Source organism: Nitrobacter sp. MLSD-S21 (genome assembly GCF_058809865.1).
Genome location: NZ_JBXASZ010000002.1, coordinates 388,827 through 414,946 on the forward strand (window position 1 = coordinate 388,827; position 26,120 = coordinate 414,946).

At 59.7% G+C, this 26,120-nt stretch carries 33 protein-coding genes and 1 tRNA gene; 19 read left to right on the forward strand and 15 right to left on the reverse strand.

Features of this window, described 5'->3' with window-relative positions:
* Positions 1-184: 184 nt before the first annotated feature.
* The 4 genes from AC1RT6_RS07610 to AC1RT6_RS07625 all read left to right on the forward strand — a co-directional run bounded on the left by AC1RT6_RS07610 (position 185) and on the right by AC1RT6_RS07625 (position 1,438).
* Positions 185-472, forward strand: a complete 288-nt coding sequence (locus AC1RT6_RS07610; RefSeq protein WP_493029382.1) for a hypothetical protein — start codon at positions 185-187, stop codon at positions 470-472.
* A complete protein-coding gene (locus tag AC1RT6_RS07615; protein ID WP_079445632.1) occupies positions 465-749 on the forward strand; it encodes a MerR family transcriptional regulator in 285 nt (94 codons plus the stop codon). Before AC1RT6_RS07610 ends, AC1RT6_RS07615 begins: the two co-directional genes overlap by 8 nt.
* A 168-nt stretch (positions 750-917) precedes the next feature.
* Positions 918-1,133 carry a hypothetical protein gene (locus tag AC1RT6_RS07620; RefSeq protein WP_079445631.1) on the forward strand — a complete coding sequence of 72 codons (216 nt, stop codon included), beginning with the start codon at positions 918-920 and terminating at the stop codon, positions 1,131-1,133.
* Positions 1,134-1,219: 86 nt separating this feature from the next.
* Positions 1,220-1,438, forward strand: coding sequence for a hypothetical protein (locus AC1RT6_RS07625; RefSeq protein WP_493029384.1), 219 nt, complete (start codon positions 1,220-1,222; stop codon positions 1,436-1,438).
* A 148-nt stretch (positions 1,439-1,586) separates the two neighbouring features.
* Here the strand turns inward: AC1RT6_RS07625 and AC1RT6_RS07630 are convergent, their stop codons facing one another.
* Both AC1RT6_RS07630 and AC1RT6_RS07635 read right to left on the reverse strand, forming a co-directional pair.
* Positions 1,587-1,793, reverse strand: coding sequence for a hypothetical protein (locus AC1RT6_RS07630; RefSeq protein WP_079445613.1), 207 nt, complete (start codon positions 1,791-1,793; stop codon positions 1,587-1,589).
* A 595-nt stretch (positions 1,794-2,388) separates the two neighbouring features.
* A complete protein-coding gene (locus AC1RT6_RS07635; RefSeq protein ID WP_158081489.1) occupies positions 2,389-2,541 on the reverse strand; it encodes a hypothetical protein in 153 nt (50 codons plus the stop codon).
* A gap of 272 nt (positions 2,542-2,813) precedes the next feature.
* On the opposite strand from AC1RT6_RS07635, the gene AC1RT6_RS07640 reads away from it, so the two are divergent.
* The 7 genes from AC1RT6_RS07640 to AC1RT6_RS07670 all read left to right on the forward strand — a co-directional run bounded on the left by AC1RT6_RS07640 (position 2,814) and on the right by AC1RT6_RS07670 (position 8,859).
* On the forward strand, positions 2,814-2,984 hold the full coding sequence (locus AC1RT6_RS07640; RefSeq protein ID WP_173815900.1) for a ribbon-helix-helix protein, CopG family: 171 nt from the start codon (positions 2,814-2,816) through the stop codon (positions 2,982-2,984).
* 12 nt (positions 2,985-2,996) lie between these two features.
* On the forward strand, positions 2,997-3,287 hold the full coding sequence (locus AC1RT6_RS07645; RefSeq protein ID WP_139372821.1) for a hypothetical protein: 291 nt from the start codon (positions 2,997-2,999) through the stop codon (positions 3,285-3,287).
* 172 nt (positions 3,288-3,459) lie between these two features.
* Positions 3,460-4,116: a hypothetical protein gene (locus tag AC1RT6_RS07650; RefSeq protein ID WP_210189117.1), complete on the forward strand. Its 657-nt coding sequence runs from the start codon at positions 3,460-3,462 to the stop codon at positions 4,114-4,116.
* Complete coding sequence (locus tag AC1RT6_RS07655; RefSeq protein ID WP_472791266.1) at positions 4,116-5,924, forward strand: phage tail tip lysozyme; 1,809 nt, start codon at positions 4,116-4,118, stop codon at positions 5,922-5,924. Before AC1RT6_RS07650 ends, AC1RT6_RS07655 begins: the two co-directional genes overlap by 1 nt.
* Entirely contained in the window at positions 5,924-7,921 is a 1,998-nt protein-coding gene (locus AC1RT6_RS07660; RefSeq protein ID WP_472791265.1) for a hypothetical protein, read from the forward strand. Before AC1RT6_RS07655 ends, AC1RT6_RS07660 begins: the two co-directional genes overlap by 1 nt.
* Positions 7,922-8,124: 203 nt before the next feature.
* Positions 8,125-8,376 (forward strand): hypothetical protein, encoded by a 252-nt coding sequence (locus tag AC1RT6_RS07665; RefSeq protein ID WP_079445607.1) that lies wholly within the window; start codon positions 8,125-8,127, stop codon positions 8,374-8,376.
* 36 nt (positions 8,377-8,412) lie between these two features.
* The gene (locus AC1RT6_RS07670; protein WP_079445606.1) at positions 8,413-8,859 is read left to right on the forward strand and encodes a DUF5681 domain-containing protein; all 447 of its coding nucleotides are present in this window, start codon (positions 8,413-8,415) and stop codon (positions 8,857-8,859) included.
* 702 nt (positions 8,860-9,561) lie between these two features.
* On the opposite strand, the gene AC1RT6_RS07675 is transcribed toward AC1RT6_RS07670, so the two are convergent.
* The 5 genes from AC1RT6_RS07675 to AC1RT6_RS07695 all read right to left on the reverse strand — a co-directional run bounded on the left by AC1RT6_RS07675 (position 9,562) and on the right by AC1RT6_RS07695 (position 11,656).
* Positions 9,562-10,035, reverse strand: a complete 474-nt coding sequence (locus tag AC1RT6_RS07675) for an HNH endonuclease signature motif containing protein (protein ID WP_493029389.1) — start codon at positions 10,033-10,035, stop codon at positions 9,562-9,564.
* A gap of 37 nt (positions 10,036-10,072) precedes the next feature.
* Positions 10,073-10,348: a hypothetical protein gene (locus AC1RT6_RS07680; protein WP_079445626.1), complete on the reverse strand. Its 276-nt coding sequence runs from the start codon at positions 10,346-10,348 to the stop codon at positions 10,073-10,075.
* A gap of 213 nt (positions 10,349-10,561) precedes the next feature.
* The gene (locus tag AC1RT6_RS07685) at positions 10,562-10,891 is read right to left on the reverse strand and encodes a hypothetical protein (protein ID WP_079445604.1); all 330 of its coding nucleotides are present in this window, start codon (positions 10,889-10,891) and stop codon (positions 10,562-10,564) included.
* Positions 10,892-10,894: 3 nt separating this feature from the next.
* Complete coding sequence (locus AC1RT6_RS07690; protein ID WP_139372819.1) at positions 10,895-11,290, reverse strand: hypothetical protein; 396 nt, start codon at positions 11,288-11,290, stop codon at positions 10,895-10,897.
* Positions 11,291-11,308: 18 nt separating this feature from the next.
* A complete protein-coding gene (locus AC1RT6_RS07695) occupies positions 11,309-11,656 on the reverse strand; it encodes a hypothetical protein (RefSeq protein WP_079445602.1) in 348 nt (115 codons plus the stop codon).
* Positions 11,657-11,733: 77 nt separating this feature from the next.
* Here AC1RT6_RS07695 and AC1RT6_RS07700 point away from each other — a divergent pair, with 77 nt between their 5' ends.
* Both AC1RT6_RS07700 and AC1RT6_RS07705 read left to right on the forward strand, forming a co-directional pair.
* Positions 11,734-11,979 carry a helix-turn-helix domain-containing protein gene (locus AC1RT6_RS07700; protein WP_079445601.1) on the forward strand — a complete coding sequence of 82 codons (246 nt, stop codon included), beginning with the start codon at positions 11,734-11,736 and terminating at the stop codon, positions 11,977-11,979.
* 374 nt (positions 11,980-12,353) lie between these two features.
* On the forward strand, positions 12,354-13,256 hold the full coding sequence (locus tag AC1RT6_RS07705) for an SDH family Clp fold serine proteinase (RefSeq protein ID WP_472791263.1): 903 nt from the start codon (positions 12,354-12,356) through the stop codon (positions 13,254-13,256).
* On the opposite strand, the gene AC1RT6_RS07710 is transcribed toward AC1RT6_RS07705, so the two are convergent.
* The 7 genes from AC1RT6_RS07710 to hemC form a co-directional block, all read right to left on the reverse strand.
* Positions 13,253-13,471, reverse strand: a complete 219-nt coding sequence (locus AC1RT6_RS07710; protein WP_079445598.1) for a hypothetical protein — start codon at positions 13,469-13,471, stop codon at positions 13,253-13,255. The two genes, AC1RT6_RS07705 and AC1RT6_RS07710, sit on opposite strands and share 4 nt — an antisense overlap.
* Positions 13,472-13,537: 66 nt before the next feature.
* A complete protein-coding gene (locus AC1RT6_RS07715; RefSeq protein WP_244553397.1) occupies positions 13,538-13,915 on the reverse strand; it encodes a DUF5334 family protein in 378 nt (125 codons plus the stop codon).
* A 93-nt stretch (positions 13,916-14,008) separates the two neighbouring features.
* Positions 14,009-14,084: transfer RNA gene (locus tag AC1RT6_RS07720), tRNA-Thr, on the reverse strand.
* 133 nt (positions 14,085-14,217) lie between these two features.
* The gene (locus AC1RT6_RS07725) at positions 14,218-15,870 is read right to left on the reverse strand and encodes a heme biosynthesis protein HemY (RefSeq protein ID WP_079445597.1); all 1,653 of its coding nucleotides are present in this window, start codon (positions 15,868-15,870) and stop codon (positions 14,218-14,220) included.
* Between the two features lie 7 nt (positions 15,871-15,877).
* Entirely contained in the window at positions 15,878-17,263 is a 1,386-nt protein-coding gene (locus AC1RT6_RS07730; RefSeq protein ID WP_079445625.1) for a COG4223 family protein, read from the reverse strand.
* A gap of 89 nt (positions 17,264-17,352) precedes the next feature.
* Entirely contained in the window at positions 17,353-18,099 is a 747-nt protein-coding gene (locus AC1RT6_RS07735; protein WP_079445596.1) for a uroporphyrinogen-III synthase, read from the reverse strand.
* A gap of 3 nt (positions 18,100-18,102) precedes the next feature.
* A complete protein-coding gene (gene hemC, locus AC1RT6_RS07740) occupies positions 18,103-19,053 on the reverse strand; it encodes a hydroxymethylbilane synthase (RefSeq protein ID WP_079445595.1) in 951 nt (316 codons plus the stop codon).
* A gap of 91 nt (positions 19,054-19,144) precedes the next feature.
* Here hemC and tsaD point away from each other — a divergent pair, with 91 nt between their 5' ends.
* From tsaD to acs, 4 genes are all read left to right on the forward strand, one after another.
* Complete coding sequence (gene tsaD / locus AC1RT6_RS07745; protein ID WP_079445594.1) at positions 19,145-20,218, forward strand: tRNA (adenosine(37)-N6)-threonylcarbamoyltransferase complex transferase subunit TsaD; 1,074 nt, start codon at positions 19,145-19,147, stop codon at positions 20,216-20,218.
* Between the two features lie 13 nt (positions 20,219-20,231).
* Entirely contained in the window at positions 20,232-21,212 is a 981-nt protein-coding gene (locus tag AC1RT6_RS07750) for an NAD(P)H-dependent glycerol-3-phosphate dehydrogenase (protein WP_079445593.1), read from the forward strand.
* A gap of 2 nt (positions 21,213-21,214) precedes the next feature.
* Entirely contained in the window at positions 21,215-21,628 is a 414-nt protein-coding gene (locus AC1RT6_RS07755) for an EVE domain-containing protein (RefSeq protein WP_079445592.1), read from the forward strand.
* 166 nt (positions 21,629-21,794) lie between these two features.
* The gene (gene acs / locus AC1RT6_RS07760) at positions 21,795-23,753 is read left to right on the forward strand and encodes an acetate--CoA ligase (protein WP_079445624.1); all 1,959 of its coding nucleotides are present in this window, start codon (positions 21,795-21,797) and stop codon (positions 23,751-23,753) included.
* A 63-nt stretch (positions 23,754-23,816) separates the two neighbouring features.
* Here the strand turns inward: acs and AC1RT6_RS07765 are convergent, their stop codons facing one another.
* Positions 23,817-24,443, reverse strand: coding sequence for a S24 family peptidase (locus AC1RT6_RS07765; protein WP_079445623.1), 627 nt, complete (start codon positions 24,441-24,443; stop codon positions 23,817-23,819).
* 228 nt (positions 24,444-24,671) lie between these two features.
* Here AC1RT6_RS07765 and AC1RT6_RS07770 point away from each other — a divergent pair, with 228 nt between their 5' ends.
* Entirely contained in the window at positions 24,672-25,016 is a 345-nt protein-coding gene (locus AC1RT6_RS07770) for a DUF952 domain-containing protein (RefSeq protein ID WP_079445591.1), read from the forward strand.
* Positions 25,013-26,107 carry a quinone-dependent dihydroorotate dehydrogenase gene (locus AC1RT6_RS07775; protein ID WP_079445590.1) on the forward strand — a complete coding sequence of 365 codons (1,095 nt, stop codon included), beginning with the start codon at positions 25,013-25,015 and terminating at the stop codon, positions 26,105-26,107. The genes AC1RT6_RS07770 and AC1RT6_RS07775 overlap by 4 nt, the downstream gene beginning before the upstream one ends.
* Positions 26,108-26,120: the final 13 nt, after the last annotated feature.

Here is a 26,120-nt window from a genome sequence, read left to right on the forward strand (position 1 = left end):
CATCGCACCTGAGGGGTAACAACAAAAGTGAGTCAGATCAGCTAGTTGTCAATGGTGTAACCCCTGTAACCCCCGTAACCCGTTATTTTGAAGAAGGGGAAGCTGCGAATGCTGACAACGACTTTCCTCCTGAATGGCTTGCAATTCTCGCAGGGCTGAAGAGCGCGCGTCCCCTGATTGGATGATGCCAGATCGGTGGGAAGTGCTGCTGCACGACGCCGATCAATTCCTCGGCCGATGGTCATCGACGGCGCATGCGATGGGCTGGACCGCGCTCGATCTGTTTGGCGTCCACCCAACTCAGCCTGCTCGCCGGGTCGATGTCATGGGCCTGCTGCTTCTAGTCCAAGGCGGTGAGGTCATTGCGCTCACCGCGGAAGGTGCATTGATCAGACGAGCGAGCGGAGCCGTCTTGAGATTCTCCCGCCCCTCGCCGGGCGGCGTCCTTCTGTCGGAGGTCGCCCATGTCTGAAGGCTGCATGACACTCATCCCCTACGACAAACGTGAAGGCATTCCGCTCAACGTAGCCGCCGAACGCGCTGGCAAATCACCTGGCACTGTCCGTAACTGGTGCATCGAACACGGTATTGGTCGCAGGGTTGGCGGTGGCCAGTGGATTGTCAGCAAGGTTGCGCTGGCGATGTTCCTGGATGGCGACTATGAGGCGCTCCGCCGGTACAAAAGCGGCGATCGATCCAGCGATTGCGTCGTTGCTTACTTCAAAAGAGAAGGGTTAGAGCGCAAATAAAATTCGCGGCTCGTCCGATCCGGGAAAGACGAAGCAAGAAGCCGCTCCATAACGGCGCGGCTTTTGTCTGCGCAATTTAACGTGTGAAGGTACGCCTGCTTTCAATGTGGTCTAGCCTCGTAGCGAGTCAGCCACCATATAACCTGACTACCCCGAGAGGGTTATGAAATGAGCTACGATGACGAGTTGAAGGCACGGGAGCTTATTGAGCAGTACGCCGACGCGCCTCAGAGCACGGAGACTTCAGTACAGGAGTTCAAGAAAATGCTGAGGCATTTCCTTGAGAACGGCCCCGGCACGCGGGAAGAACGGATGCAAATCCTCATGCGCAATATGGTCGAGCTGCATGAAGAGTACAAAGACTTCCTCAACGACCGGAACTAAGTTCGTATTGCTAGGAGCCTTTCGGCGCGTGCAGGCTGGTTATGCGGGCGCGGGGTCGCCATATGAGCATGACAGCCGAGAGGATTATGAAGATGGACGACATAGAGATGCGCGTGCAGGAAATCATCGCGCAGTATGGCGACCTGACGAAGGAATCGGAGCCGCGGGCCCAGGAATTTAAGAAGACGGTGCAGGCCTTCATAGAGCACGGCCCCGGCATGCCCGAGCAGCGACGCCAGGCCTTGCTAAGGCATATGAAGGGCAGGGACCGCCAGTACAGGGACTTCCTGATGAGCCCGAACTGAGTTTCCGCCGGGTGTGAATAGCCCAGCTGGCGCGAACCGCCATCGCCGCAAGCCTAAAGGGCAGTAGGCCGACGAGCACGGAAGTGCTGTTTTGACGACCTTTAGGCCTTAGAGGTAAACTTGGGGCTAGCGCTCAATTCGCCAAAAACTACTGCACCATCGGCTTTTTATCGAGGGCTTTCTGGCTTGAGGGCCGAGCCGCTTCGAGGTGCTCTCCGAACAGCACATCCATCTGGTTTTCGAGCGCTGCAAGTTCGGCTTTATTGACGCTGATGCTATCCGGGTCATTGAGTCCGATCGAAAGCCCGCGGTTGACGGCAATCTTTCGGCGCAGTTCGTCGCATTCGCTGCACATGGCGCGCTCCGTGAGAGGCGGAAGCTCGCGCTGCTCCCAGTCATCGGCGGATGCCTCGAAAGGGGCGATGATGGATGACCTTACCAGCTATGCGCGGCAGACGGCATGGAATCTTGAGCTGCGGACCGGAAAGCTCTCATTCATCGTTGTGACTTAATTTGATTCTTCCTGAGCCCGGCCTTGGGGTGCACGGTCCCGCGGGGGCTTTGGGGGCAAAAAGCTGCGAGACCGTGCTAGGGCCCTCCGGGGGAGCGAGCCTACGTCGCGCCGGAATGGTGCTTCGCTATCACCGCGAAAAGACTCTCTTCGAGAAGCTCGATGTCTGCCTTAACGAGTGCGATGCTGCTCGGGTCCGTGAGATCAGCTAAGAGGCCTCGTGCGAGAGCTATCTCCCGGCGCAGAGTGTCGCACTTCCCGCACATTGCTGGCTCCACTTGAGGCGGGAGCGCGCGCTGCTCTCAGTCACCGATAACTGCCGGGGTCGGGCGATGATGAGGCTAACGGTCGCCGTTATTCACAGTTCCTCGTAATGCGCGATTTGAAGACCGGCGGTTGTCTCCGCGAGAATCGTCGCGCTGAGAGTTTCGCGCCAGCGCTATTTCGGCGGCTGGAGGCCCGGCGACGACACCCACTTGACGATCAGGGCGTCCAAGTCCGCTTGGCTTTCGGCGGGGCCGGGAGAAGGCACGCCTTCTTTAGGAGGCGCAGCGTAAGAAGGCAGGATTTCCTTAAACCGGCGTCTCGGCATGGCGTTGCTCCCGCGCGGTAATAAAGCATCATCGCATATCCGAACGATGAAATTCTGTTCACTAGTGCACGCAGCCGGCTCAAAAGCGCTTGAACGCTCCCGGGGATGCATTAGCTCGCCGCAGACTATCGAGTGCCCGTGACGTGACAGCGGCAGCCCCCGGCGCCATATCTTCAAAATTCATCAGGCTTATTCCATCTTCTCAGAACGTAGGTAGCTGTTCCTCACGCGCCTCGTACTGTGATCCGCATGACATCAGCACCGGATACGTCATGGAACGTCACACTAAGCTTCTGCAGTTTCGGGCACCGGAATCGCTCTCGGAAGCGATCGACGCCGCTGCGAAGCGCGAATTTCAAAGTAAATCTGAATACGTCCGCCGCTCCGTGATTGATCGGCTAAGGGCAGACGGCATTGAGCCGTCGCTCTTGGCGGTCGTGTGAGTGGAGAGCGACATGAACACTCATCAAGAGCCAATGCTCGAACCACCGAATGATCTCCCGGCATTTGTGGATTTGGAAAACGCAAACTTCTTTGCGGTGCAGCGGAGTGGTGACGATCGGGTTGATTTCGTCACGGGAGAGGCGCTTGCCAATCAGGCCCTTTCTTATGCCAAGCGGCATCAAAGTTTCGAACTCCTGTCGCTCTGTCTCTACTCGATAGTTACAGGCGGGCGGTGTGAATTTTTAGAAGCTGGATTTCTTCGACGGCTGGCGGCAGCCGCGCATGCCGGCAGCTTGAATTAAGGAGTAGTATCCAATGGGAAAGCAGGCTCCAAGCGCTCCGGACCCGGCACAGACCGCAGCCGCTCAAGGATCGTGGAACAGCTTCACGGCTCAGCAGCAGCAGGCCATGAACATGGTCGGGCAGAACACACCGTATGGTTCTTTGGCGTATAATCAGACTGGTTCTACGACCATGACTGATCCGAGCGGTAAGCAGATCACGGCCCCGCAATTTACCGCGACGCAAACACTCTCGCCTTCTCAGCAAGCCATTTTCGACAAGACGCAGGCGGCTCAAGGTAATCTCGCTGGGTTAGCTCAGGATCAGTCTGCTCGGCTCAGCTCCATGCTCGCAACGCCGTTCAAGTTCGATAATCAGGATGCGGCTGATTGGGCCTATGACCTAGCGTCGTCTCGCATCCTTCCGCAGCAAGAGCAGGCCCGCGCCGCTCTGGATCGTCAGTTGATCAACCGTGGCCTTCGTCCCGGTACGGCGGCTTATGCGGCTGAAATGAAGCGGATGGATCAGGCCAACAATGACCAGATGAACCAGCTTGCGCTCAACGGGAGAGGGCAGGCATTCCAAGAGGCGGCGTTTACTCGGGCAAATCCGATCAATGAGACGACCGCGCTACTATCCGGATCGCAGATCACGCAGCCGAACCAATCTTTTACCAGCACCCCACAGTCTCAGGTGGCAGGCGTCGATTACAGCGGGTTGGTGAACCAGAACTTCCAGAACGAGTCCCGGAACTATCAGGCTGGAATGGGTGGGATGTTTTCGTTAGGCGGCGCTCTACTTGGCGGTGCGGCACAATACGGACTGCCATTGTTGAAGGGGCGGCGGTGATGGCCGATTTTATTTGGGGTCCCGGCGGCGCACGTATGACGCCCGAGGAAATCGCTCAGCAGCGCAAGGTGGCTGCATCCTTGATGGCAAGCGGGATGGACTATTCCCCGATCGCTTCGCCATGGCAGGGCGCGTCGAGGGTTGCTCAGGCTTTGTTAGGCGGGATGGAAAGTGGTCAGGCTGATACAGCTTCGCGATCTAACGCTACGTACTCTCACGACCTTGTGGCCCGCGCACTCGGTAATATTGGGGGGCAGACCACAACGCCAGTTGTCACTCCTGCCGTCAGTGCTGTGCCTGCTGGATCATCTCCGGCTAATATGCCTGGTGCTGATGCCATTCGTGAGGGCCTAATCAAGCGCGGCGTCCCGGTTCCTGTTGCGGACGGGTTCATAATGAACTTCCGCGATGAAAGCGGCTTTAACCCTGGTCTTAACGAGGCAAAACCCCTTGCGCCGGGATCACGTGGCGGGTTTGGGCTGGCTCAGTGGACGGGGCCTCGCAGAGTAGAGCTAGAGCATTTCGCACAGGCAACGGGCCGTCCGGTTGGAGACGTAGATACTCAATTGGATTTCTTGCTCAAGGAATTGAATGGATCGGAGGCTGGGTCTGCCGCGTCGTTTATGTCAGCTAAGACACCGCAAGAAGCGGCAGTTGCCATCGCAAGAAACTTTCTTCGCCCGTCGCCTGAAAACCTGAACAGGCGGGTTGCGCAATATGCCGGTTCGTCTGATCCTGCGGCCCTTCCTGCAAATGCTCAGCCGACACAGGGCTACGCCATACCTGGGCAGGACGCGGCAGCGACGCGTCCCGCGATCCATCCCGCTATCCTCGAATTGGTATCGAGTCCGTACGTCTCTCCTGAGGATCGCAGGATCGGCGCATTGCTGTTTCAGAACCAGCTTGAAGCGCAGACAAAAACGAATGACCCGCTGTACCAGATGAAAATTCAGGACGAGCGAAACAAGTTGACGCCGCTATCTGCCCCGACTCTGGATGAGCAGGGAAATTTGGTACAGCGCGACGCGCTTGGGAAGGTAACTGTTCTTAAGCCGTCAGCGAATGCGCCAAGCGAAGTCGCCGCATATAACTTCTATGCTGATCAGGAAAGCAGAGCGGGCCGGCAGCCCATGCCGTTTGGCCAGTGGGATATATCACGCAAGAAAGCTGGCGCGACCTCCGTCCCGATACAGGTTGGGGCACAAGCCCCGGACGGCGAGTTGCGTAAGAAGCTGGATGAGGGGACGGCGAAAAACTGGACCGCGTGGCAGGAAGCGGGTCACGTCTCGGCTGGGCAGGTGCAAGATTTGCAGATGCTTGACGAGTTGATCAAGGTGGCCCCGCAAGGCCCGTTGACCGGTCGCCTCGCTGAGATGTTCCCTGGCGTCTCATCCGCCGGCGATGCTTTCAACGCTATCGTCAAGCGGGTTGCTCCGACTATGCGCGCGCCAGGTTCTGGATCCACGTCGGACATTGAATATGATGGCATGTTGCGGTCATTGCCGGCGCTTCGCAATAAGCCGGAAGCGAATGTCGCCATTTCTGAAATGATGAAGGCGAAGTCTGCGATAAATATCGAGCGCGCCGACATCATCAGTCAGTACAGCCAGAACCAGATCAGCCGTAACGATGCCGAGAAGCGTCTAAGCGAGTTGAATCGCCACAGTATCATGACGCCGGCGATGCGTCAGATGCTGACTGGCCTTGGTGGAAAGGGCGATGTCCCGCTTGTTGGCGACATTGTTGACGGGCATCGCTTCAAGGGCGGTGATCCGGCCAATCAAGCGTCATGGGAGAAGGTGCAGTAATGGCCGGCCCATGGGAGAGGTATCAATCGGAACCAGACAAAGCGGGTCCTTGGTCAAAATACGTCGAGCCTACGGTCACGCCGACGGCGAGTGGCGGTCAGGGTGAGCTCTCAGTCAATAATGTCGTTCGATCCGCCGCAACCGGTGTGCCTATCATTGGCGGCGCGCTGAACCAGATGAATGCTGCGACCAACGCGGCATTGGCTCCTCTTCTGAACCCGCTGTTCTCGGAGGAGAACCAACTTAAGGGTGCTACCTTTTCCGAAAGGCGCGCTGAGTCCTTGCGCCAGCAGCAAGGCATGGACCGGGATTTTTCTGCGAAGCATCCGGTTGTTGATACCGCTGCACAAATAGCGGGGGGAGTCGCGGGCGTCGCCCCTGCAATGATGGCTGCGCCAGCGGCATTCGGTGGTGGTGGTGGCTCTATGGCTGCCCGATCGATGGCTTCGATGCTATCGGGCGGCACCGTCGGTGGGGCAGACGCGGCAGTACGGAGTGGGGGTGATCTAAACTCAACAGGGATTGGTGGCCTAACTGGCGCTTTGGTCGGCGGGTTTTCTCCGGCTATTGCTTCCGGGGCCGGCAAAGTCTCAGCGACAATAGCCGACCGTGTTGGCGGTCTCAGCAAACCGACTGGCGCTCTTTCAGCTCTCCCCCGGCCAGCCGCCAACTATGCTTTGGAGACTGTAGGTGACCCGGCGCGACAGGCGGCATTACGCGCTGATCTTGACCGCCTCGGCCCGCAAGCCATGCTAGCTGACGTATCGCCCGAATGGATGGGTGTTGCACGAGGCGCGGCTTCTCAGCCGGGGATGCGGGACGAAATCGCAGTTCCATTATTGACGCGCGATGCGGCGAAGAACACGCGGTTACGCGCGGACATGGACATTGCGATAGGCGCGCCACCTGTCCCTTCTCAGGTCGAAGCTGGCATTGTTGCGGGACAGCGTGACCTTGGCCCGCAATACGGTGAGGTATTTCGGGGCGCGAGAGCAGTCGATACCGAGCCGCTGGCTCATGCAATCGAAGCCGACGCTATCAACATGCGTGGTCCTGCTCAGCGAGCGGCGCAACAGGTGCGCGGGATGCTCGATATTCACGGTGCACCTGGAAATCTCGATCCTAATCCAGGAACGCTATTCCAGACCCGGCAAGCTATTGACGGGATGCTAGCCGGCGAGACCAACCCGCAAGTCATCAGGACGCTTTCAGGATACCGGCAGCGAGTCGACGACATGCTGGGACAAGCCGTCCCCGGTATTAAGGATGTGGACGCTCAATTCGCTGAGTTGGCCCGCCAGCGCGATGCGCTAGGGAGAGGACAGCAGGTACTAGATAGCGGGAGAACCGCTCCACGGCCTCAAGAATTGGCGCAAGAGGTACAGCAGGGGGCGTTGCCGCAAGGACGGATGGTGGGGCCATCGGCTGCACCATTACGGATGCGTCAGGGAGCGCGGGCTGAGCTTGATCGCGTTGTCGGGACCAATGCAAACGATCCGGCTGCCTTGCAGCGCCTCGTTAAATCGGAGGGCGACTGGAATAGAGACAGACTCCGAACACTGTTTGGGCCACAAGCCGACGACGTTTTGAATGCAGTTGACCGTGAGACAGCATTCTACCGGACAAACAACCGGGTTACGTCAGGGTCTGATACGGCAATGGCTAGCAGGTTCGGTGACTTTTTAGACCATGCGTCTACGCCAAGCCAAATCCCGACAGACACGACCATTGCGGGGCTTATTCTTCGGGGTGCTCAGAAGGCGGGGCAGAAGGCGCTTGGATCAAATGCGGAGGAGAGGGCAGCGCGGTTTGCCAAGGACTTAGGACGGCTCGCAGTAGCTCAGGGATCGGCGCGTGATCAGATTGTTCAATCGTTGATGGATACCGCGCGCCGCCGTCAGTCACTCGACCCGATCAATAACGCCGCTCGGGAGGTGGCAAGACTTCTTCTCGCGTCATCTCCCCCCGTCGCCAACCAACGCCTGCTAGCGCGATGAACAATCCCGTCAAGGCTCCGATTCCAAAGCCCCAGCCGAAGTCCTGGTTGAATCCGGTCATCATGAACTTGAGACCCGCCATCACACCAATGAACAAAAACGCGGCCAGGAATTGCCAGGGCCAGTTCTTATCGAGGATTTGCATAAGCCTTGAGTATCCGTTCATGCGCGGATTGTCCGCAATCATGTGGCAGAGGTGAGGAATGGTAACATCCCGACACAGACTCTCCAAGTTGGAGCAGCGGATCAATGCTCCATACCTCGCGGGGAAATACATCGTTGTGCGAGGCGGAGCCACTGACGCCGAGGTGACCGACCTATTGAAGGCAAACAGCATCGAGCCAGACAATCCAGCCAACACGATAGTCCTTCTGCGCACCTTATGTGAAGCCGAGGCCAGCGAGAAACGCTCCACTGCCAAACCCCAAATTCTCTACGTGATGGACAAGAAGTGACATGAAAGAGAATGCGTCGCTGGGAGGAGTGAATTGATGCCCGGCGCTGATGATACAGCGGGAAAACAGCGGGGAAGGCCTTTCGGAAAGGGGCACTCCGGCAATCCCGCTGGGAGGCCGAAGGGATCGCGCAACGCAACGACGGTGACGCTCGAAATCCTGCTGGACGGTCAAGCCGAGGCGTTGACGAACAAGGCGGTGGAGTTGGCGTTGGCGGGTGATATGGCGGCGCTGCGCCTGTGTATGGACCGCATTCTTCCACCACGGAAGGATCGACCGGTAACATTCGATTTCCCTCAGATCAGGAGCGCCCAGGATGCAGCCACAACCCTCTCAGCAGTTTTAGAAGCCGTTGCTGCTGGTGAACTGACTCCTGCCGATGCCGGCGAGATATCAAAGATCATGGATAGTTACGTGAAGGCTTTCGAGGCCTCCGAGATTGTCGAGCGCCTAGAGCGCTTGGAAAGGATGACCGCGCAATGAGCGATCTAGGCAGGCGCCTACAGAAGCTTGAATCGAAAAGGACTTTCCGGGGGAGATCGGGTCTGTCGTCGGAGCAACGTAAGTGCCTTACTGACCGCGCGGTATTCCATGGTGACCAGGAGGCAATGCGTATGCTTTCGATCTACCGTCCGACCATTATTCCCAGTAGCAGCGAACAACGAGCGGCAGCGCTTGCTGCGGGGCTAAGGGCAGATATCTGATCTAACGTCAGGCCAAAGGCGCCTGAATATACAGATGCGCAACAGGAAATCCGGCTTGCAGTGGGTAATAGGCGTGAGACCCGCCTTAACTTAACATTCACCCGATTCTGAGAATCTAAACTTAACCCGAGAGGGCCAGTATTCGTGCGTACAAGACCCGCTGCCGGTTGATCCTGGTGGCGGGTTTTTTTTGCGATGAGCGCTTCAACGCACCGACACTCATCGCCTTCATTTGAAGCATGATTTCTACCGCGTTGTGAAAGATGGGTATTCGTTCCCGCTTTCGACTTGTTCCGTTCCTGAAGAACAAATCAGGCCTTTAGAATCACGCCGGATAGTTTCTTAATAACATCCTATCCTGTCGGCATCTGTTCGAAGCGGGAAGCATCAAACCGTTTGTTTCGACGCCAGCCCATGCGCCGGGTCACGTCCTTGGAGCCGTCGAGGAATTGCGGGGTGGTCAATGCGAAAGACAGTAGTCTCATGACCCTCCTCGCGTGCGATGAAGTTGGTGTTCGAGTTCGGCGACAGCCATAATCGTCTGCTTGAGCTCGGCGGGGGCATCGTCATAGTTGCGACGAGACAGTCTTGAAATGATGCCTATCTGCACAAGAACCCAATTATCGGGATCGGTGTTGAGCTTGTTCCCGTCGAGACATTTCAACATGTGACCCTTTGGGACTGGTCCGTTCTTTAATTCCCATAGCCATACATGCTTCCGTGCGAAGTTGGAGCCGCGATAGCTCGGATACTTAGACCGGTCTATTCGCTCGTGTATGTATCCGCTGTAGATTCTCTGCGTCCCAACAGGGCAACGTGGGGCACAACCCCACTTTTTACGGCGACACAAATCCTTTATGTTGAATACCGACATGTCACTTCGATTGAATTTGGTGACAAAAAGGGAATGAAGCTTTCGGCGTGACATATTGCTATGCCGCTCCAAGAATTTCATCTCTTCTTCGCTGTAAACTTCTTTTCGTACGGCCGCTTCATTTTTCCGCCACTAACTTAAGCGCCGTGTCGGCCGCCGGCTTCTCCATCATTGACAGATACGGGCGAGGATCGGCGCCGTCGTGATCCGACACGAGTTTCGCCGCCTGTAACTGCACCGCTGCGGTGCGTAGGATTTGATCCGCCACGCCAACCATCGCTTCGGCGCGCTTATGCTCTTGATCGATTTTCTCGGGAGTATTGTCCTCATCTGCAAGGCGCTCAATCTGCGCGAAAAGATGGTCATTGAGGTCAGAGAGTCTGTTCTTGGTCATGCTGTTTCTCCGATGCGGAGAATGCATCAAGTGATACGGCATGGCTTCCCGATAGACCGATGCGATCGGAACTCTCTCAATCCTCGATATACCTCCACAGAATGCGTTTGGGCGCTTACGCGCCCAGCCGCCTAGCAAGCTCGCATTCGCTAAACCGAGGCCCAATGAGGGCTCTGGTTGTCGCTCTTCCTTTGGCCAAGGGGATTTCAGGAGTTATGCAAATCCAAGTCTGACAGCGGTCATCCGCGCAGAAACAGAGCGAAGGAGTTCCGCAATGTTTTCGCAGTCTTCCGCGATTCTATCGAAATCAGACGTCAGTCGTTCCACGGTATCAGCCGGCAATCCGGCACCAGAACCATCAATGGCGACGTTATTAATGCCATTCTTTAATTGAGAAGGTGATTTTCTAAGAAGCTGCAAGGCCATCGCAATATAGACTCGGTTCTCATTGTACCGATTGATGACCGCCTTACAGTTGATCCGTTCAGCTTTGAACGTGAGCTTCTTACTGGGAAATGGTAATACCTTTGCAGCCTGTGGCATGATTTAGCCCCCTAGGTTCAGCAGGTCTTGGACCAAGCCGTAAGCAAGCCGCTCGTCCGTCGTCTTGCCATCCATGAAGTCAAACTCTTCGTTGCACCATTGCAGCGCGCGAGCTTTGAGCTTCAATCCCTCAAGCGTTGTCATCTTCATATCGGCGATGCGCCTTGCCAGATCGGAGACCGGCCTGAACATCCTCTCGTAGTCCTCGTTCGTAGAGCCGGTCGGGACGTTGCGATAAAATTCATCCGAGGCAGCCCACGCCGCTTCGAACGCTTCAGACAATGTCTGAATCGTGTCGTCCGATTGCGCAACCGCCATCGCAGGCAGAACAGCAGTAGCAATCGCGCCTGACAGAACGCCTCGTCTTGTTACGTTGGGAATGATCTCAGTCTGAGACATGGGTGATAGCCTCCGATGCTAGTGCTGGTTGGAAAGAAGGATGATCTCTGCGCGAGCGGCGCTGACTGTCCGGGAAACTTCCGGCCAACTTTCGCTATACGAAGCCAGTTCAATGGTGCGGGTCAGAACGGCGATACGGGCCGCCTTTACGTCGGCCGGGATGGCGGCAACACGCGCGGCTTCGCGAGCCTCAGCCCACGCTGTCCGGAGCGCCCATCCGAAACACTTCCAGCCGATGATGGAAAACTTGATTGCCGGATACTTGTAGGTCTCTCGAAAGAGGGCCCACGCACGTGCCATGATGGCCTTGCGATTGAATTTGGGCATAGCTCCGCCGTTCACCGTGATGGTGCCTTTCGTGGTCATGGGATTGTCTCGCCGATTTCTCTATGATACAAAATGGATCATACACATGATCCAAAAAGGATCAAGAGGAATTATCGGTGATTTTGATTGAGCAGATACGAGCCGCCCGCGGTCTGTTGGGATGGTCACAGACAGATCTAGCAGGCAAGGCTGGGCTATCACTTCCGACCATCAAACGAATGGAACGGGAGGCCGGCGGGCTCGCTGTGTCAGAGGACGCCAAGGAGAGGGTGCGCGCCGCCCTCGAAAAGGCCGGCGTCGAGTTCATCGCGGAAAATGGTGGTGGGGCGGGTGTGAGGATGAGGAAGAGAGGGAAAAAATGAGGTCGGCCAATGACACTTGCGGGTGCGCGGTCGCGGAGCGAGGAGGCAAAAGAACTCGCGGGGGCATTATGGTTAACAGGCTGCTAACGGATTCGGGTCAAGTTGGAACTAGTAGATCCACAGGAGGCTTGTCCCTCTGCGAATCGGTAATTTGACCGCCGAATCAGTGCGTGTTACGCGAACAACAATTCTGCTTACATTGGAGCAAGCCATGAATGGCCGCGAGGGAGCACTGCGAGAAGCGGGTGTAGCCATTGGTGTGTCGTCAGCTCTTGATTCATCTTTGTCCGTTGAAATTGCAGGGTTTTCGGGTGGGTTTTCCGGATACGGTGAATTTACCCCGATAACCGTTCGCTCATATACTGTGCAGGACGATGCCCACCTGGAACGAGATCAACGTCGAGATTGATGGCATCGGCCAGCCGAACGCTGCGGATCAAGTCAGGCAGAAATACCTTCGGGCTTTAGAAGACCGCGTCCATCGCGCGGTCATCGCTTACTATTCAGGCTTCCTTCAATCGAAGGCACCGAACGGCCTGCCTCATCCTGAAACAGCGATCACCGACTTAGACATGAACGGCTTGATGGCCGTAGTGCATGGTGTCGATCGAAACCGTGGACTAGATCTTGTTCTTCATACTCCTGGTGGAGGTATCGAAGCGGCAAGGGCCCTAGTCGAATACTTGTACAAGATGTTCGGAAAGAACATCCGAGTGATCGTGCCGCACATGGCGATGTCCGCAGGCACAATGATCGCTTGCGCCAGCCGTGAAATCTTACTCGGGAAGCATTCTTGCCTTGGGCCCACCGATCCTCAGGTGCGAGGCCATCCCGCCATGGGTGTGTTGGCCGAAGTCGATCGCGCGATCAAAGAAATGAAAGCCGAGCCTCTTAAACAGATCGTCTGGCAGCAGGTATTTAGCAAATATCCGCCGGCATTCATTGCGGATTGCGAGCGGTCGGTGGAAGGGACCCGCCGCATGGTTGCGGAATGGCTTGAGACAAACATGTTTGCATCAGAGGCAGAATCGGCAGAGAAGGCCAAAAGCGTCACTGAATGTTTGATGGACTACGAGGGCACCACTGAACACTCGCACCATTTCCTACTCGACAAGTGCCGAGAGATAGGCCTCAACGTTACGGCGATTGAGGATGATCAATCTCTCCAGGAGGACATATTGAGTGTGCATCACGCGTTTGTGGCCACATTCGCGCGCACGAGCGCAATTAAAGTCATTCAGAATGCGACGGGCGCGAATTGGACCGTTGGCGCCTAAGCGAAAACAACCTGTCCTGGTTTTATCGAGGCAATATCTTGCATCTCCATCGCCGTTTTCGATGCTGAATTGTGAACTTTCAAATACGCATTTGGCCACAGCAAAGCGGCGATACCTTGTAATTCCAGAGCCGTATATCGACTGCCGTCGACTTCCAAGCTTCCACCGAGGGCCGCGATCCCCTGTAGCTCGATAGCCGTCTTGCTGTTGATCACGTCATCTCGTTCCCTAAAATGGATGTGGAGATAATGCGAGAATATAGCACAGGGACTTTAGGTCGCTCAGGGTCCAGGTTTTATTTTTTGAGATCCTGAAGCACCCTCCCGGGCGAAGCTCCTAGTTGTCATCCATTTAAGCGTCGTGCTTTCACCCGTAGCAGTGTCAGTTGCCTCGATCTCAACAGTACCGCCGCTGCGGCTAATGCTATCCACATCGTAGGTTTTTGAGCCTTCGCTACTGTCGTAAACCTCAATTGTTTCGCCGGAGCGTACCAGTTGGCCGCGATCGATTTCGACGCTTGAGCCAGTGTTGGTGTTAGTGCCGTCCCAAGCAATCGCAAGGCTGCATGTAGCCAATAGTGCAAAGGCGGCAATAAGTGCTTTCGGCATGATTTGACTGAGCTTTCGTATGCGGAAGGCTGAAATGCCCGCTTGTTTCATTTCGCGTGGTTCCTCGGGGGTTCCTTGGCGAAAGCAGCAGCGCGGCCGGCAACCGCGCCTCACAAATTTAGCTAGCATTTTCAATTATATGGCTGGTGCCGCTTGCGTGACTCGAACACGCGACCCCATCATTACGAATGATGTGCTCTACCAACTGAGCTAAAGCGGCTATCCTTCATACATGCCGTGCATGCGGCCCCCAGGCCACAGCCCGAGGCGCGGGACCTCTGATATCGGGCACCATCCCCCTTGGCAAGAACCCGGCCGCTGCGCCGCCGGTAAAAATCGCCGCCCGGCCGCATTCAGCTACCCCGGCGTGACAGGAGCCCCCGCAGCCCTCCGGCCTGTCGCGCAGCTGCGGGATCGTCTTCAACAAACCCATCGTTTTGGGAACTGTCATCGACCCCCGGATCGTCCGGAGCGCGAACGATCGGGATCACGTCGGGAACAGCGCCGGCCTTGTCTTCCTCGGATTGCGTGTGATGGGTCAGTGATGTCGCAGTCTCGTCCGGCATAGCAATAATTCCAGACGATGCAGCTTCGACATCAACCGGTGGTATTGCGACGTCCTGAGCTTTGGAGTCCTCGGCGGCGGGCAAGGCTTCGACGCGGGGCGTATCTGCCACGATCTGGTCCGAAACTTCCGCCTCGACCAAGGGAGGCCTGCTCGAAGGCAGCGCCGCCAAAGGAGTCTGCCACTGAAACGCGTCAACCCGCCCGGTTACCGGCGAAACCGGACGCCAGTGGTCAGACACGTACCCGTCTGCGGTCCAGACCGGATCGTGCAGGGCGCGTACGGCTCGCAACGTCCAGGCGCGGGCGCGCCCGCTATCGCCATGCTCTCTATGCTCAATTTCGGCCATCAACATCGCAACGCGTTGCGTCGGCGCTGCGATCAGCGGCTCCAGAGCATCGCGAGCCCGAGCGAACTCGCTGGCATCGAGCGCCGCACGCGCGATCGCCAGCGCGCTTTCCGGATGACCAGGCGCTTTTTCCGATAGTTTCTCCACCCGCGCCAACCGCAGCAGCGCGGAATCTCCCGGCATCACATGGGCATAGGCATCGGCGAGATCGGGATGCGGCTGTGCCAGCCACGCGATTTCGATGATCCGCATCGCGCGCCGCATCTGGTTCGCTTCGCTCAGATACTTGCTTGCGAGCACCACGGCCGGCACCAGCGTCGGCGCGAACTTCACCGCCTCCATCACATTCTGGCGCGACAAATCGCGATCGGACTTTTCGAACTCCAACGCCCTCGCCGTGAGCAGCACACCACGCTGACGGCGATACAGCGCCTTGTCGATACGACCTGACGCGACGTTTCTGTCGAGGATGGCGAGCGCACCAGCCCAGTCGCCCCTGGCGCAACGAAAGCCGAGCGCGGCTTGTGAAGCCCATATCGAAGATGGCGAAGTTTTAAGCGCTTCTTCCGCGATCGCCACTGCCGCCGCCGGATCGCCGGCACGCTGAGCTTCGATGAAAAGCCCTCGCAAGCCCAATAGCCGCGTATCCGCGCGCTCGGCCATGGTGCGAAAGGCGCGCTGCGCGCGATCCGCGTTGCCGTCAAGTTGCGCGGCCTGGGCATGCAAGAGCAACGCCAAGGGGTCCTGCGACACTAGACGCCGGGCAACCTTGGCATGATTGCGTGCGGCGGCGGCATCGCCATAACCGATCGCGAGCAATCCACGCGTAATGGCGTCCCTGCCGCGCGCAGTCCGGCGCTCCCGGCGCACGCGGCGGAGACGTGTTGGCGCGTACCACAATCCTCGCACCGCGCTCCAGACCAAGAGCGAGGCAACGACCAGCAGGCCCAGCCCGAGTGCGAACACCGGTAGCGTCGTTTCGATCCGCCAGACGTCCCACGACATCACGATCGTGCCGGTCTGATCAGCAATCCAGGTGGCGCCCAATGCAGAGAGGGCAATAAGAACGAGAAACAGGATGATACGAAACATCTGGAACCTATGGCGCCGGTTTGGCCAATGCCGCCATCGCATCGGAAGCGAATTGACGCGCGGTGGCAAGAGCAGCATCGCGGGCGTCGACCTTGGCGATCCAGGGCTCGGCGGCGGTACGATCGGTCGGCGGAAGTGTATTCAATTCTTTTCTCGCAGAGGCGACATCGTTTTGTCGGGCGGCCGCCTTGATTCGTGCGACGACGGCGCTGGCGGATTCTCCGGCCGGCGGCGCATCCACACGCTCAATGTGCACCAGACGCACGGCGCTTTCTTGCAACCGGTTCACGATATCGTTGGCGGAGATTTTGACCGGCGACGGCTCGAGTTTCGGAACGATCGCAAGAAGTTCGCGACACAGCACATTCGCGCTCGGCACTCCGGAATCTGCGAACGTCTCCAGCGGTTTGAACGTATCCGGATCGGAGATCAGCGTCTTGGATGCCGCAAGCAAATCGCCATAAGGCTGGCCTTGGCGCACCGCGACATTCAGGAGCGTCGCGGCAACGGCCTGACGAAGCGGTCCGTCACTGATCGGAGCCGTGTCATGCTTGGTCGTCTCCGCGCCGCGCTTGGCGATCTCCGCGGTAAGGGCTTGCGTCGTCTGCTCGACCTGTTGCTCGGTCTGCGCGAGTCGCGCACTGATAGCCGCAAGATCAGATGGAGCAAGATCAGATGACCCATCGGCATCGTGCTGCGGCACGGGCGATCCGTCCTTCAGCGCGGCCGCCAGTTTGTCGGATTGGCCGCGAACCGTTGCCAGCTCCCCGCGCAACGTTGTCAATTCCTCGCGCAAGGATGCGACCGATTTGTCCAAGTTGTCGATGCGCGTCGCCGCGGCCTGATCGAGCGACGAAGCGGCCGGCTTGCTCGCCGTCGATTCGACCCGAGCCACCCGATTCGCGAGAGCGCCGAATTCCGCCGAACTCACTTGCGACGCAGAGGATGAGGCGGAGGATGACGGTGGCCAGTCCGCCAGCCACGCACCGCCTACCACAAGCCCGGCGGCGACAGCGCCTGTAAAGGCGGCGATCAGTGCCGACGACGCCCGGGACGGAGAACGCGGAGAAACCGGCTGCTCGCCGAGAGGCTGATGATCAGCCGCTTCACCCGAAGCGGAACCGGCATCGTCCGAGGTCCCGGAAATACGGTTGGCCTCAAGGTCTTCGGTCGACGACTGATCCTGCCAGCCTCGATCCTGATGAGTGTCATCTTGCGTGTCATTTGCGACCGAGATGGACGGCCAGCGCCCGGCCTGTTGATCGCCTGCTTCACCCGCGTCCGTTGGGGCGGCATGCTCTGCCGTCTCGGCGATTTCAGTGGTTTCATCGCCTGCGGAAAGCGGGCGTGAATTTCCCTCCTGGGAGGCGTCGTTATGCTTGTCATCTGCCATCGTCACGGTTCCCCATTGCAGCGACACATCGAGTATCAGATTCCAAACCCCTCCCCCTATTTACCCCGATTATCTGCGTAACGCACGTCTTACTGCGATAGCGACCGCAACGCACAATCCAGCGCCTCCAGTACAGCTTCTTCGGCCGGGGCGCTCGCCTCCGCTACATGGGAGGCGCCGGCATCCCGCAGAATCGCGGCAACGGCGCCAGAAATGCAACATTGTGGGACCGCCAAAGCCGATATTTCGACGCCGCCGATGCGGACGCCATCCAGGAACGCGCGGGCGCTGCGGCGAGAATAATGCAGCACCGCCGATATCCGATGCGAAGCAAACGCGTCACAAACCTCGCGAGACAGGCTCGCCACCGGCACCATCCGGTAACATGTTGTCGTCACGACAGTTAAACCGTGCCCTTCGAGCTTCCCGGCGAGATCGCATGAGCGATCAGCCGCAGCGAGATAAAGAATCCTGGTGCCCTTTGTCAGACGTTTCGCGCGGACACGCTCCACAATGAGTTCGCACAACGCCGCGGCATCTCCGCCTGCCGCCACCACATCCTGAAAACCCGCCTGGCGCGCGGCGTTGGCGGTATGATCGCCGACCGCGAAAACGGCCAGTTTCAGCAGCGATTCCCTTCCCGGATGAACGGCGAGCGCGCGCAGTGCGTTAGCGCTGGTCACGACGACCGCGCCATAATTTGCATCCTGCTCGATTTCAAAAGCAATCGGCTCGAGGCGCAACACCGGCGACAACAAAACTTCGCGCCCCATCGCACGGAGCGCCGCCGCCGTGGTTTCATTGTCCGGTTCAGGCCGTGTGACGAGAACCGCCACGCCTCACGCTCCGGCGAACAGGGTGAAGAACTTTTCGCCAGCGCGCTCGCGCAGTTCATGCGCGGCGTCCGCCCCAAGCGCGACCGCATCCGCACGTATCCCCTCACGCACGGTTTCATAGGATTCCGTGCCATCAGGAGAAATGATGAGACCGCGGAAGTGAATGCGGTCGCCGTTCACCCGACAATGACCGCCGATCGGCGTACGGCAGGAGCCATCGAGCAAAGCCAGAAAACTGCGCTCGGCGCTCAGCGCCACTTCCGTTTCAGAGTCGCCGATGGCCTTCACAAACGCGTTGATGCGATCGTCGTCACGGCGCGATTCGATCGCGATAGCGCCCTGCCCGACCGCCGGCAGGAATTCCTCTGTCTCGAGAATGCGCGTCGCCTTGTCCTGTAATCCGAGCCGATTCAAACCGGCCAGCGCCAACAATGTGGCGTCGGCCTCCCCGGCGTCAAGCTTGCGCAATCGGGTCTCGACATTGCCGCGCAGTGTATTGACCTTCAGGTCGGGGCGTAACCGCAGCACCATGGCCTGCCGCCGGAGCGACGCGGTCCCGACGGTCGAACCCGCCGGAAGATCGTCCAAAGACGCTGCGCGTGGACTGATGAAGACGTCGCGCACGTCCTCGCGCGGCAGAAATGCAGGCAACCAGGTCTCATCGGGCAAAAATGTCGGCACATCCTTGGACGAATGCACCGCAAAGTCGATGCTGCCGGCGAGCAGGGCTTCCTCAATTTCCTTGGTAAAAAGTCCCTTGCCGCCGACATCGAACAGCGGCCGATCCTGAATGGCGTCGCCCGAGGTGCGGATGGTCTTGATGGCGATCCGCTCGGGCGCCACCTGATGCGCCCGCGCCAGCCGGTCGCGCACCTCATGGGCCTGCGCCTGCGCCAGTGGGCTGCCCCGGGTGCCGATCGTTGCCAGAATGTCTGTCTCATCCGAGGATTGCACGCCAAGACCTCATAATGCTACGCCAAGGAAAGGGAAACGCTGGTTTGCCCGATAGCGCAAGGGCCATATCTAGTCTAGGTACAACACGCCGATGCTGGTGCTGGGAATCGAGACCACCTGCGATGAAACCGCAGCCGCCGTGGTCGAACGCCAGGCGGACGGCAGCGCGCGGATTCTTTCCAATATCGTACGGTCCCAGACCGGAGAACATGCCCCCTATGGCGGCGTGGTTCCCGAAATCGCGGCCCGCGCCCATGTCGAACTGCTCGACGGCATCGTCGCCAGCGCGATGAAGGAATCAGGCGTCGGATTCCCGCGGCTGTCGGGGGTCGCGGCCGCAGCCGGTCCGGGCCTGATCGGCGGCGTCATCGTGGGGCTGACCACGGCCAAGGCGATCGCCCTCGTTCATCGCACGCCGCTGATCGCGGTCAACCATCTCGAAGCCCACGCGCTAACGCCGCGGCTGACCGACGCGCTGGAATTTCCCTATTGCCTGTTCCTCGCCTCCGGCGGGCATACCCAGATTGTCGCGGTGCTCGGCGTCGGCAACTATGTGCGGCTCGGCACCACGGTCGATGATGCTATGGGCGAAGCCTTCGACAAGGTTGCGAAGATGCTTGGCCTGCCCTACCCCGGCGGCCCGCAGGTCGAACACGCCGCGGCGAGCGGTGATGCGACGCGGTTCAATTTTCCGCGGCCGATGCTCGGGCGTCCCGACGCCAATTTCTCACTCTCCGGGCTGAAGACGGCCGTGCGTAACGAGATCGGTCGAATCAATCCCTTGGAGCCACAAGACATCAGCGATCTCTGCGCCGGATTTCAGGCCGCCGTACTGGAAGCGACAGCGGACAGGCTTGGCGTCGGCCTCAAGCTGTTTCAACAGCGGTTCGGTATGCCGCGCGCACTGGTCGCCGCCGGTGGCGTCGCCGCCAATCAGGCGATCCGCGCTGCGCTCGAGAGCGTCGCCGCCAAGGCACAAACCGTGCTCATCATCCCCCCGCCCGCGCTTTGCACCGATAATGGCGCGATGATCGCATGGGCCGGTGCCGAACGCCTGGCAGCGGGTTTGACCGACACGCTTGAAACTCCTCCGCGCGCCCGCTGGCTGCTCGATGCCAGCGCGCAGGCGCCGGCAGGCTTCGCCAATACCCGCGCCGGATTTTGAAGGCGTTGTCGCGATGAGATCTCTCAACCGTGTTTCGGTCATCGGCGCCGGCGCCTGGGGCACGGCGCTGGCCGGCGCCGCCGCGCGCGCTGGACGGCAAGTGACGCTGCATGCACGCGATGCGGCGATCGCAGCCAAGATCTCGGCAACACGGGACAATCCGCGCCTGCCTGGCATTCCGCTCGACCGCAGCATCATCGTGTCGCATGACATCGCCGCCGCCGGCCGCGCCGACATCGTCGTGATCGCGGTGCCAGCGCAAAACTCGCGCGCGGCGATCGCCGCACTGGCCCCGCATCTCCCCTCCGGGACGCCCGTAATCGCCAGCGCCAAAGGCATCGAGCATGGCACGCGGCGCTTCATGACCGAGGTGATCGAAGAGGCCGCGCCCCATGCCGTCCCCGCGATCCTGTCCGGACCGAGTTTTGCCGACGACGTGGCAAGGGGGCTGCCGACAGCCGTGACGCTGGCGGCGAAAGACGATGCGTTGGCGGTCGCGCTGGTTCACGCGCTCGGCTCGGCCGCCTTCCGTCCCTATCATACGACGGACGTACGCGGCGTCGAGATCGGCGGCGCTGCCAAAAACGTCCTGGCGATCGCGGCCGGAATCGTCGTCGGTAAACAACTCGGAGCGTCGGCGCTAGCGGCGCTGACCACGCGCGGGTTCAGCGAGCTGGTCCGCCTCGGTTGCGCGTGCGGCGGACGCAGCGAAACGCTTGCCGGCCTGTCCGGCCTCGGCGATCTCATCCTCACCTGTTCGAGCCCCCAGTCGCGCAATTTCTCGCTCGGTATCGCGCTGGGGCGCGGCGAGCAAGCGCCGTGCGACAAACTCAGCGAAGGCGCGCTCACCGCGCCGGCGCTGCTCGAGCTGGCGACCGCCCACGACGTGGAGATGCCGGTCGCACAGGCGGTCGCGGCTATTCTCGCCGGCCGATTGACGATCGATGGCGCCATCGACAATCTGCTGACGCGACCGTTCCGGGCGGAGGGATAGCGATGGCGTACTGGCTGGTGAAATCAGAGCCTTCGGCTTGGTCGTGGGAGCAGCAGGTGGCGAAGGGCGCCAAGGGCGAAGCCTGGACCGGGGTGCGCAACTTCACGGCGCGGCAGAACCTTGTCGCCATGAAAAAAGGTGACATGGCGTTCTTCTATCATTCCAATGAAGGTAAGGAGATTGTCGGCATCGCCGAAATCATCCGCGAGGCCTATCCTGACCCCACCGACAAGACCGGCAAGTTCGTCTGCGTCGACATCAAGGCGGACAAGCCGCTGAACACGCCGGTGACGATCGCCGCCGTCAAGGCCGACAAGCGCCTGGCCGACATGGCGCTGGTCAAATACTCCCGCCTTTCGGTGCAGCCGGTCACGCCGGCGGAATGGAAACTGGTCTGCAAGTTGGGCGGGCTATAAAGGCGGGTGACGCCAGGTGCTCCAGGCTGGATTCTGGACTCAACACAGTTGAATGAGAATTCAACCTGACGGCTTGTCGCCGTACCAAGCCGCGACGCATAATCGTCGCAACGGTGAAGATGGACCTGCCTGGTTCCGGGCCAGGGTCCTGCGGTGGAGCAAAAACATGTCCGACAAGATTTATGACGTAAGCGCGGATTGGGCCAAGCGGGCCTGGATCGACGACGCCAAATATCGGGAGATGTACGCACGCTCGATCAAGGATCCGAACGGATTCTGGTCCGAGGCGGCTAAGCGCGTGGACTGGATCAAGCCGTTCACCAAGGTCGAGAATACCTCGTTCGAACTCGGCAAGGTCTCGATCAAATGGTTCGAGGACGGCGTGCTCAACGCCGCCTACAACTGCATCGACCGGCATCTGGAAAAACGCGGCGACCAGACCGCGATCATCTGGGAAGGCGACGATCCCTCGCAGTCCCGACACATTACCTATCGCGAACTGCACGACGAAGTCTGCAAGATGGCCAATATCCTGCGGCTGCGCAACGTCGAGAAGGGCGACCGCGTCACCATCTACCTGCCGATGATTCCGGAAGCAGCCTACGCGATTCTTGCCTGCGCGCGAATAGGCGCGATCCATTCGGTGGTGTTCGGCGGCTTCTCGCCCGATTCAATCGCAGGCCGCCTGCGCGATTGCAAATCTCGCGTCATCATCACGTCCGACGAGGGCCTGCGCGGCGGCCGCACCATCGCGATGAAGGCCAACGTCGATACCGCGATCGAGAAGGTCAACGGCGAAGTCGACTGGGTGATCGTCGTCAAGCGTACCGGTGGCCAGGTCAACATGAACCCAACGCGCGACGTCTGGTATCATGAAGCTGCCGCCGTGGTCGAAAGTGAATGCCCGTGCGAGCCGATGAACGCGGAAGACCCGCTGTTCATTCTCTACACCTCGGGCTCGACCGGACAGCCCAAGGGCGTACTGCACACCACCGCCGGCTATCTGATCTTCGTGGCGATGACGCACCAGTACGTGTTCGATTATCACGACGGCGACATCTACTGGTGCACAGCCGACGTCGGCTGGGTCACCGGCCATAGCTACATTCTCTACGGGCCGCTGGCGAACGGCGCGACCACGATGATGTTCGAGGGCGTGCCGAACTATCCGGACACGTCCCGGTTCTGGAATGTGATCGACAAGCACAAGGTCAACATCTTCTACACCGCCCCGACCGCGATCCGCGCCTTGATGCAGGCGGGCGACGAACCGGTGAAGAAAACCTCGCGCGCAAGCCTGCGCCTGCTCGGCTCGGTCGGAGAGCCGATCAATCCTGAAGCCTGGGAATGGTACCACCGCGTGGTCGGCGACAATCGCTGCCCGGTGGTTGATACCTGGTGGCAAACCGAAACCGGCGGCATCATGATCTCGGCCCTGCCGGGCGCAATCGCGCAGAAACCCGGCTCCGCGACCAAGCCGTTCTTCGGAATCGTCCCCGAGATCGTCGATGCCGACGGCAAAGTTCTGGAAGGCGAGTGCAGCGGCAACCTGTGCATCGCGAGATCCTGGCCGGCCCAGGTGCGCACGGTCTATGGCGATCACGCCCGCTTCGAGCAGACCTACTTCTCCTCCTACAAGGGCAAGTACTTCTCCGGCGATGGCTGCCGCCGCGACGCCGACGGCTATTACTGGATCACCGGCCGCGTCGATGACGTCATTAACGTCTCCGGCCATCGCATGGGCACAGCGGAAGTCGAAAGCTCGCTGGTCGCGCATGAGAGTGTGTCGGAGGCCGCCGTGGTCGGCTATCCCCACAACATCAAGGGCCAGGGCATCTACGCTTACGTCACTCTGATGAAGGGCGTCGAGCCGAGTGAGACGCTGCGCAAGGAACTGGTCGCGTGGGTGCGCAAGGACATCGGCCCGATCGCTTCGCCCGACCTGATCCAGTTTGCGCCGGGCCTGCCGAAAACCCGTTCCGGCAAGATCATGCGCCGCATTCTGCGCAAGATTGCCGAGGATGAGCCGTCCAGCCTCGGCGACACCACGACGCTCGCCGATCCTGCCGTGGTCGACGATCTCGTCAAGAATCGTCAGAACAAAAAGGACGGCGCGGCAGCGTAGGTCGATTAAACTGCCGCAACCGCAACATGCCCCCTCCCCGTGGTTGCGGGGAGGACGAAGTGGTCATTGGCTCGCCCACACGATTCGCGCGATCCATTCCACATCGGAAGCGGGCAGCGTGCGGTTGGCGTGGCTTGGATTGAGCGATTGCAATTCAATCATCTTCGCGGTCCGGCGTTTGAGTTCTTTCACCATCACCTCGCCGTCCCTCGTCTTCACCACCACGCGATCGCCACGCCGGATCGGCGTCCCCGGCGAGACCACGATGACATCGCCGTCGCGATAAGCGGGCTTCATTGAGTCGCCGGAAATCTCCAGCGCATAGGCGTGTTCGTCTTGGACGGAAGGCAGACCCACCTCGTCCCAACCCTTGCCGACAGGAAAGCCGCCGTCGTCGAAATAGCCGCCGGCGCCGGCCTCGGCGAAACCGAGCAACGGCACGGCCTGCGCGGCGCGTGCCGAATCTTCAATGAACTGCACGAAGGTGTCGATGGCGGTGTCGGTCGCGGCAAGCGCTTTGGCCACCGACTCGGTCGAAGGCCACCGCTCGCGCCCGTCGCCGGTGATGCGTTTCGATTTGTTGAAGGTGGTCGGGTCGAGCCCTGCCTTTCTCGCAAGGCCAGACGGCGATAGGCCGGCGCGCTCAGCAAGACGATCCAGCGCGGTCCATATCTGGGCGTGTGTCAGCATGACCATGTGGCGCGTCCTGATTTCCGCGGCGGTGAATTCTGTCAAAGATTAGGAATTATTACCTCAACCGGCGCGAGCCTGCAATTGCGCCGAGGATAAAATGCGGCTCTTGAAGTGCGAGCGAGCCACCGATACGGTCACGCAGGATCCGCTACAATTTAAGCGAGCGGTAACGGGGTTATGCGCTTTTCGGTATCATGAGAGCGCAACGACGGGCTCGGAACACGCGTGCGCACGATCTACAAAATCTGTCCTGCTTCGGCCTGGCGGGAGGCCGAGCGGCACGGCGTTTTTCGCGGCAGCGCCGACGATTCCCGTGACGGGTTCATCCATTTTTCCACCGCGTCCCAGCTCGAAGGCACGGCCCGCAAGCACTTCATTGGCCAAACCGATCTGCTCCTGATCGCGATCGATGCCGATGCGCTGGGCGCTGCGCTGCGCTGGGAAATCTCGCGCGGCGGCGAACCGTTTCCGCATCTCTATGGCGAGCTCGATCTGCGCCATGTCACAACAGTGTTGGACATGCCCGCGCGACCGGACGGATATCACGATATTCCGGAGCTCGCGCCGTGATACGCGCCTTCGACAACTTCTCGCTGCCGCTGTTGCGCTGGTTCGATCCCGAAGACGCGCATCGCATGGCGATACAGGGATTGCGGCTCCTGCCGCCGATCCGCCAGCGCGCCGACGACCCGAAGCTCGCGGTTCGCGCCTTCGGCCTGAATTTTCCTAACCCGATCGGCCTGGCCGCCGGCTTTGACAAGAGCGCCGAGGTTCCGGACGCACTGCTGAAACTCGGATTCGGCTTCGTGGAGATCGGTTCGGTGACGCCGAGAGCACAGCCCGGTAATCCGCGCCCCCGCGTCTTCCGGCTTGAACGCGACGAGGGCGTCATCAACCGCATGGGATTCAACAACGACGGCGCCCACATCGTGCTTCGCCGGCTCGCGGCCCGCGCGCATTCCGGCGGCATCGTTGGAGTCAACATCGGCGCCAACAAGGACTCGGCCAACCGCATCGCCGACTATGTCAGGCTGATCGAAATCTTTGCCCCGGTGGCAAGCTACTTCACCGTGAACGTGTCGTCGCCCAACACCCCCGGCCTGCGCAACTTGCAACAGGCGGCGGCGCTCGACGAGTTGCTGGCGAAGGTGATCGACGCCCGCGAGCGTGTCCGACAAAATGCCGGCGACACGCCGGTGCTGCTCAAGATCGCGCCCGACCTGACGCTGGCGGAGCTCGACGACGTCGTTCACATCGCACGCTCACGCCGTGCCGACGGTATGATCGTCGGCAACACCACCTTGGCGCGGCCCTCGACCCTGCGCGATCAATCGCGCGCGAAAGAACAGGGCGGGTTGTCGGGGCGGCCGCTGTTCCGGCTGTCGACCCGAATGGTGGCGGAAACCTATGTGCGGGCGGAAGGCGCATTTCCGCTTGTCGGCGTCGGCGGCATTGACTCAGGCGGCGCCGCACTGACCAAGATTCGCGCCGGCGCCACCTTGATCCAGCTTTATTCATCCCTGGTCTACAAGGGTCTCGGACTGATCGACGATATCAAGAACGATCTGACCTCGACGTTGCTGCGGACCGGGCGCGACTCGCTATCGGACGTCATCGGCACTGACGCCGCGGACATTACGGCGGAAGACTGGCCGACCTAGACTAACCGGCCGT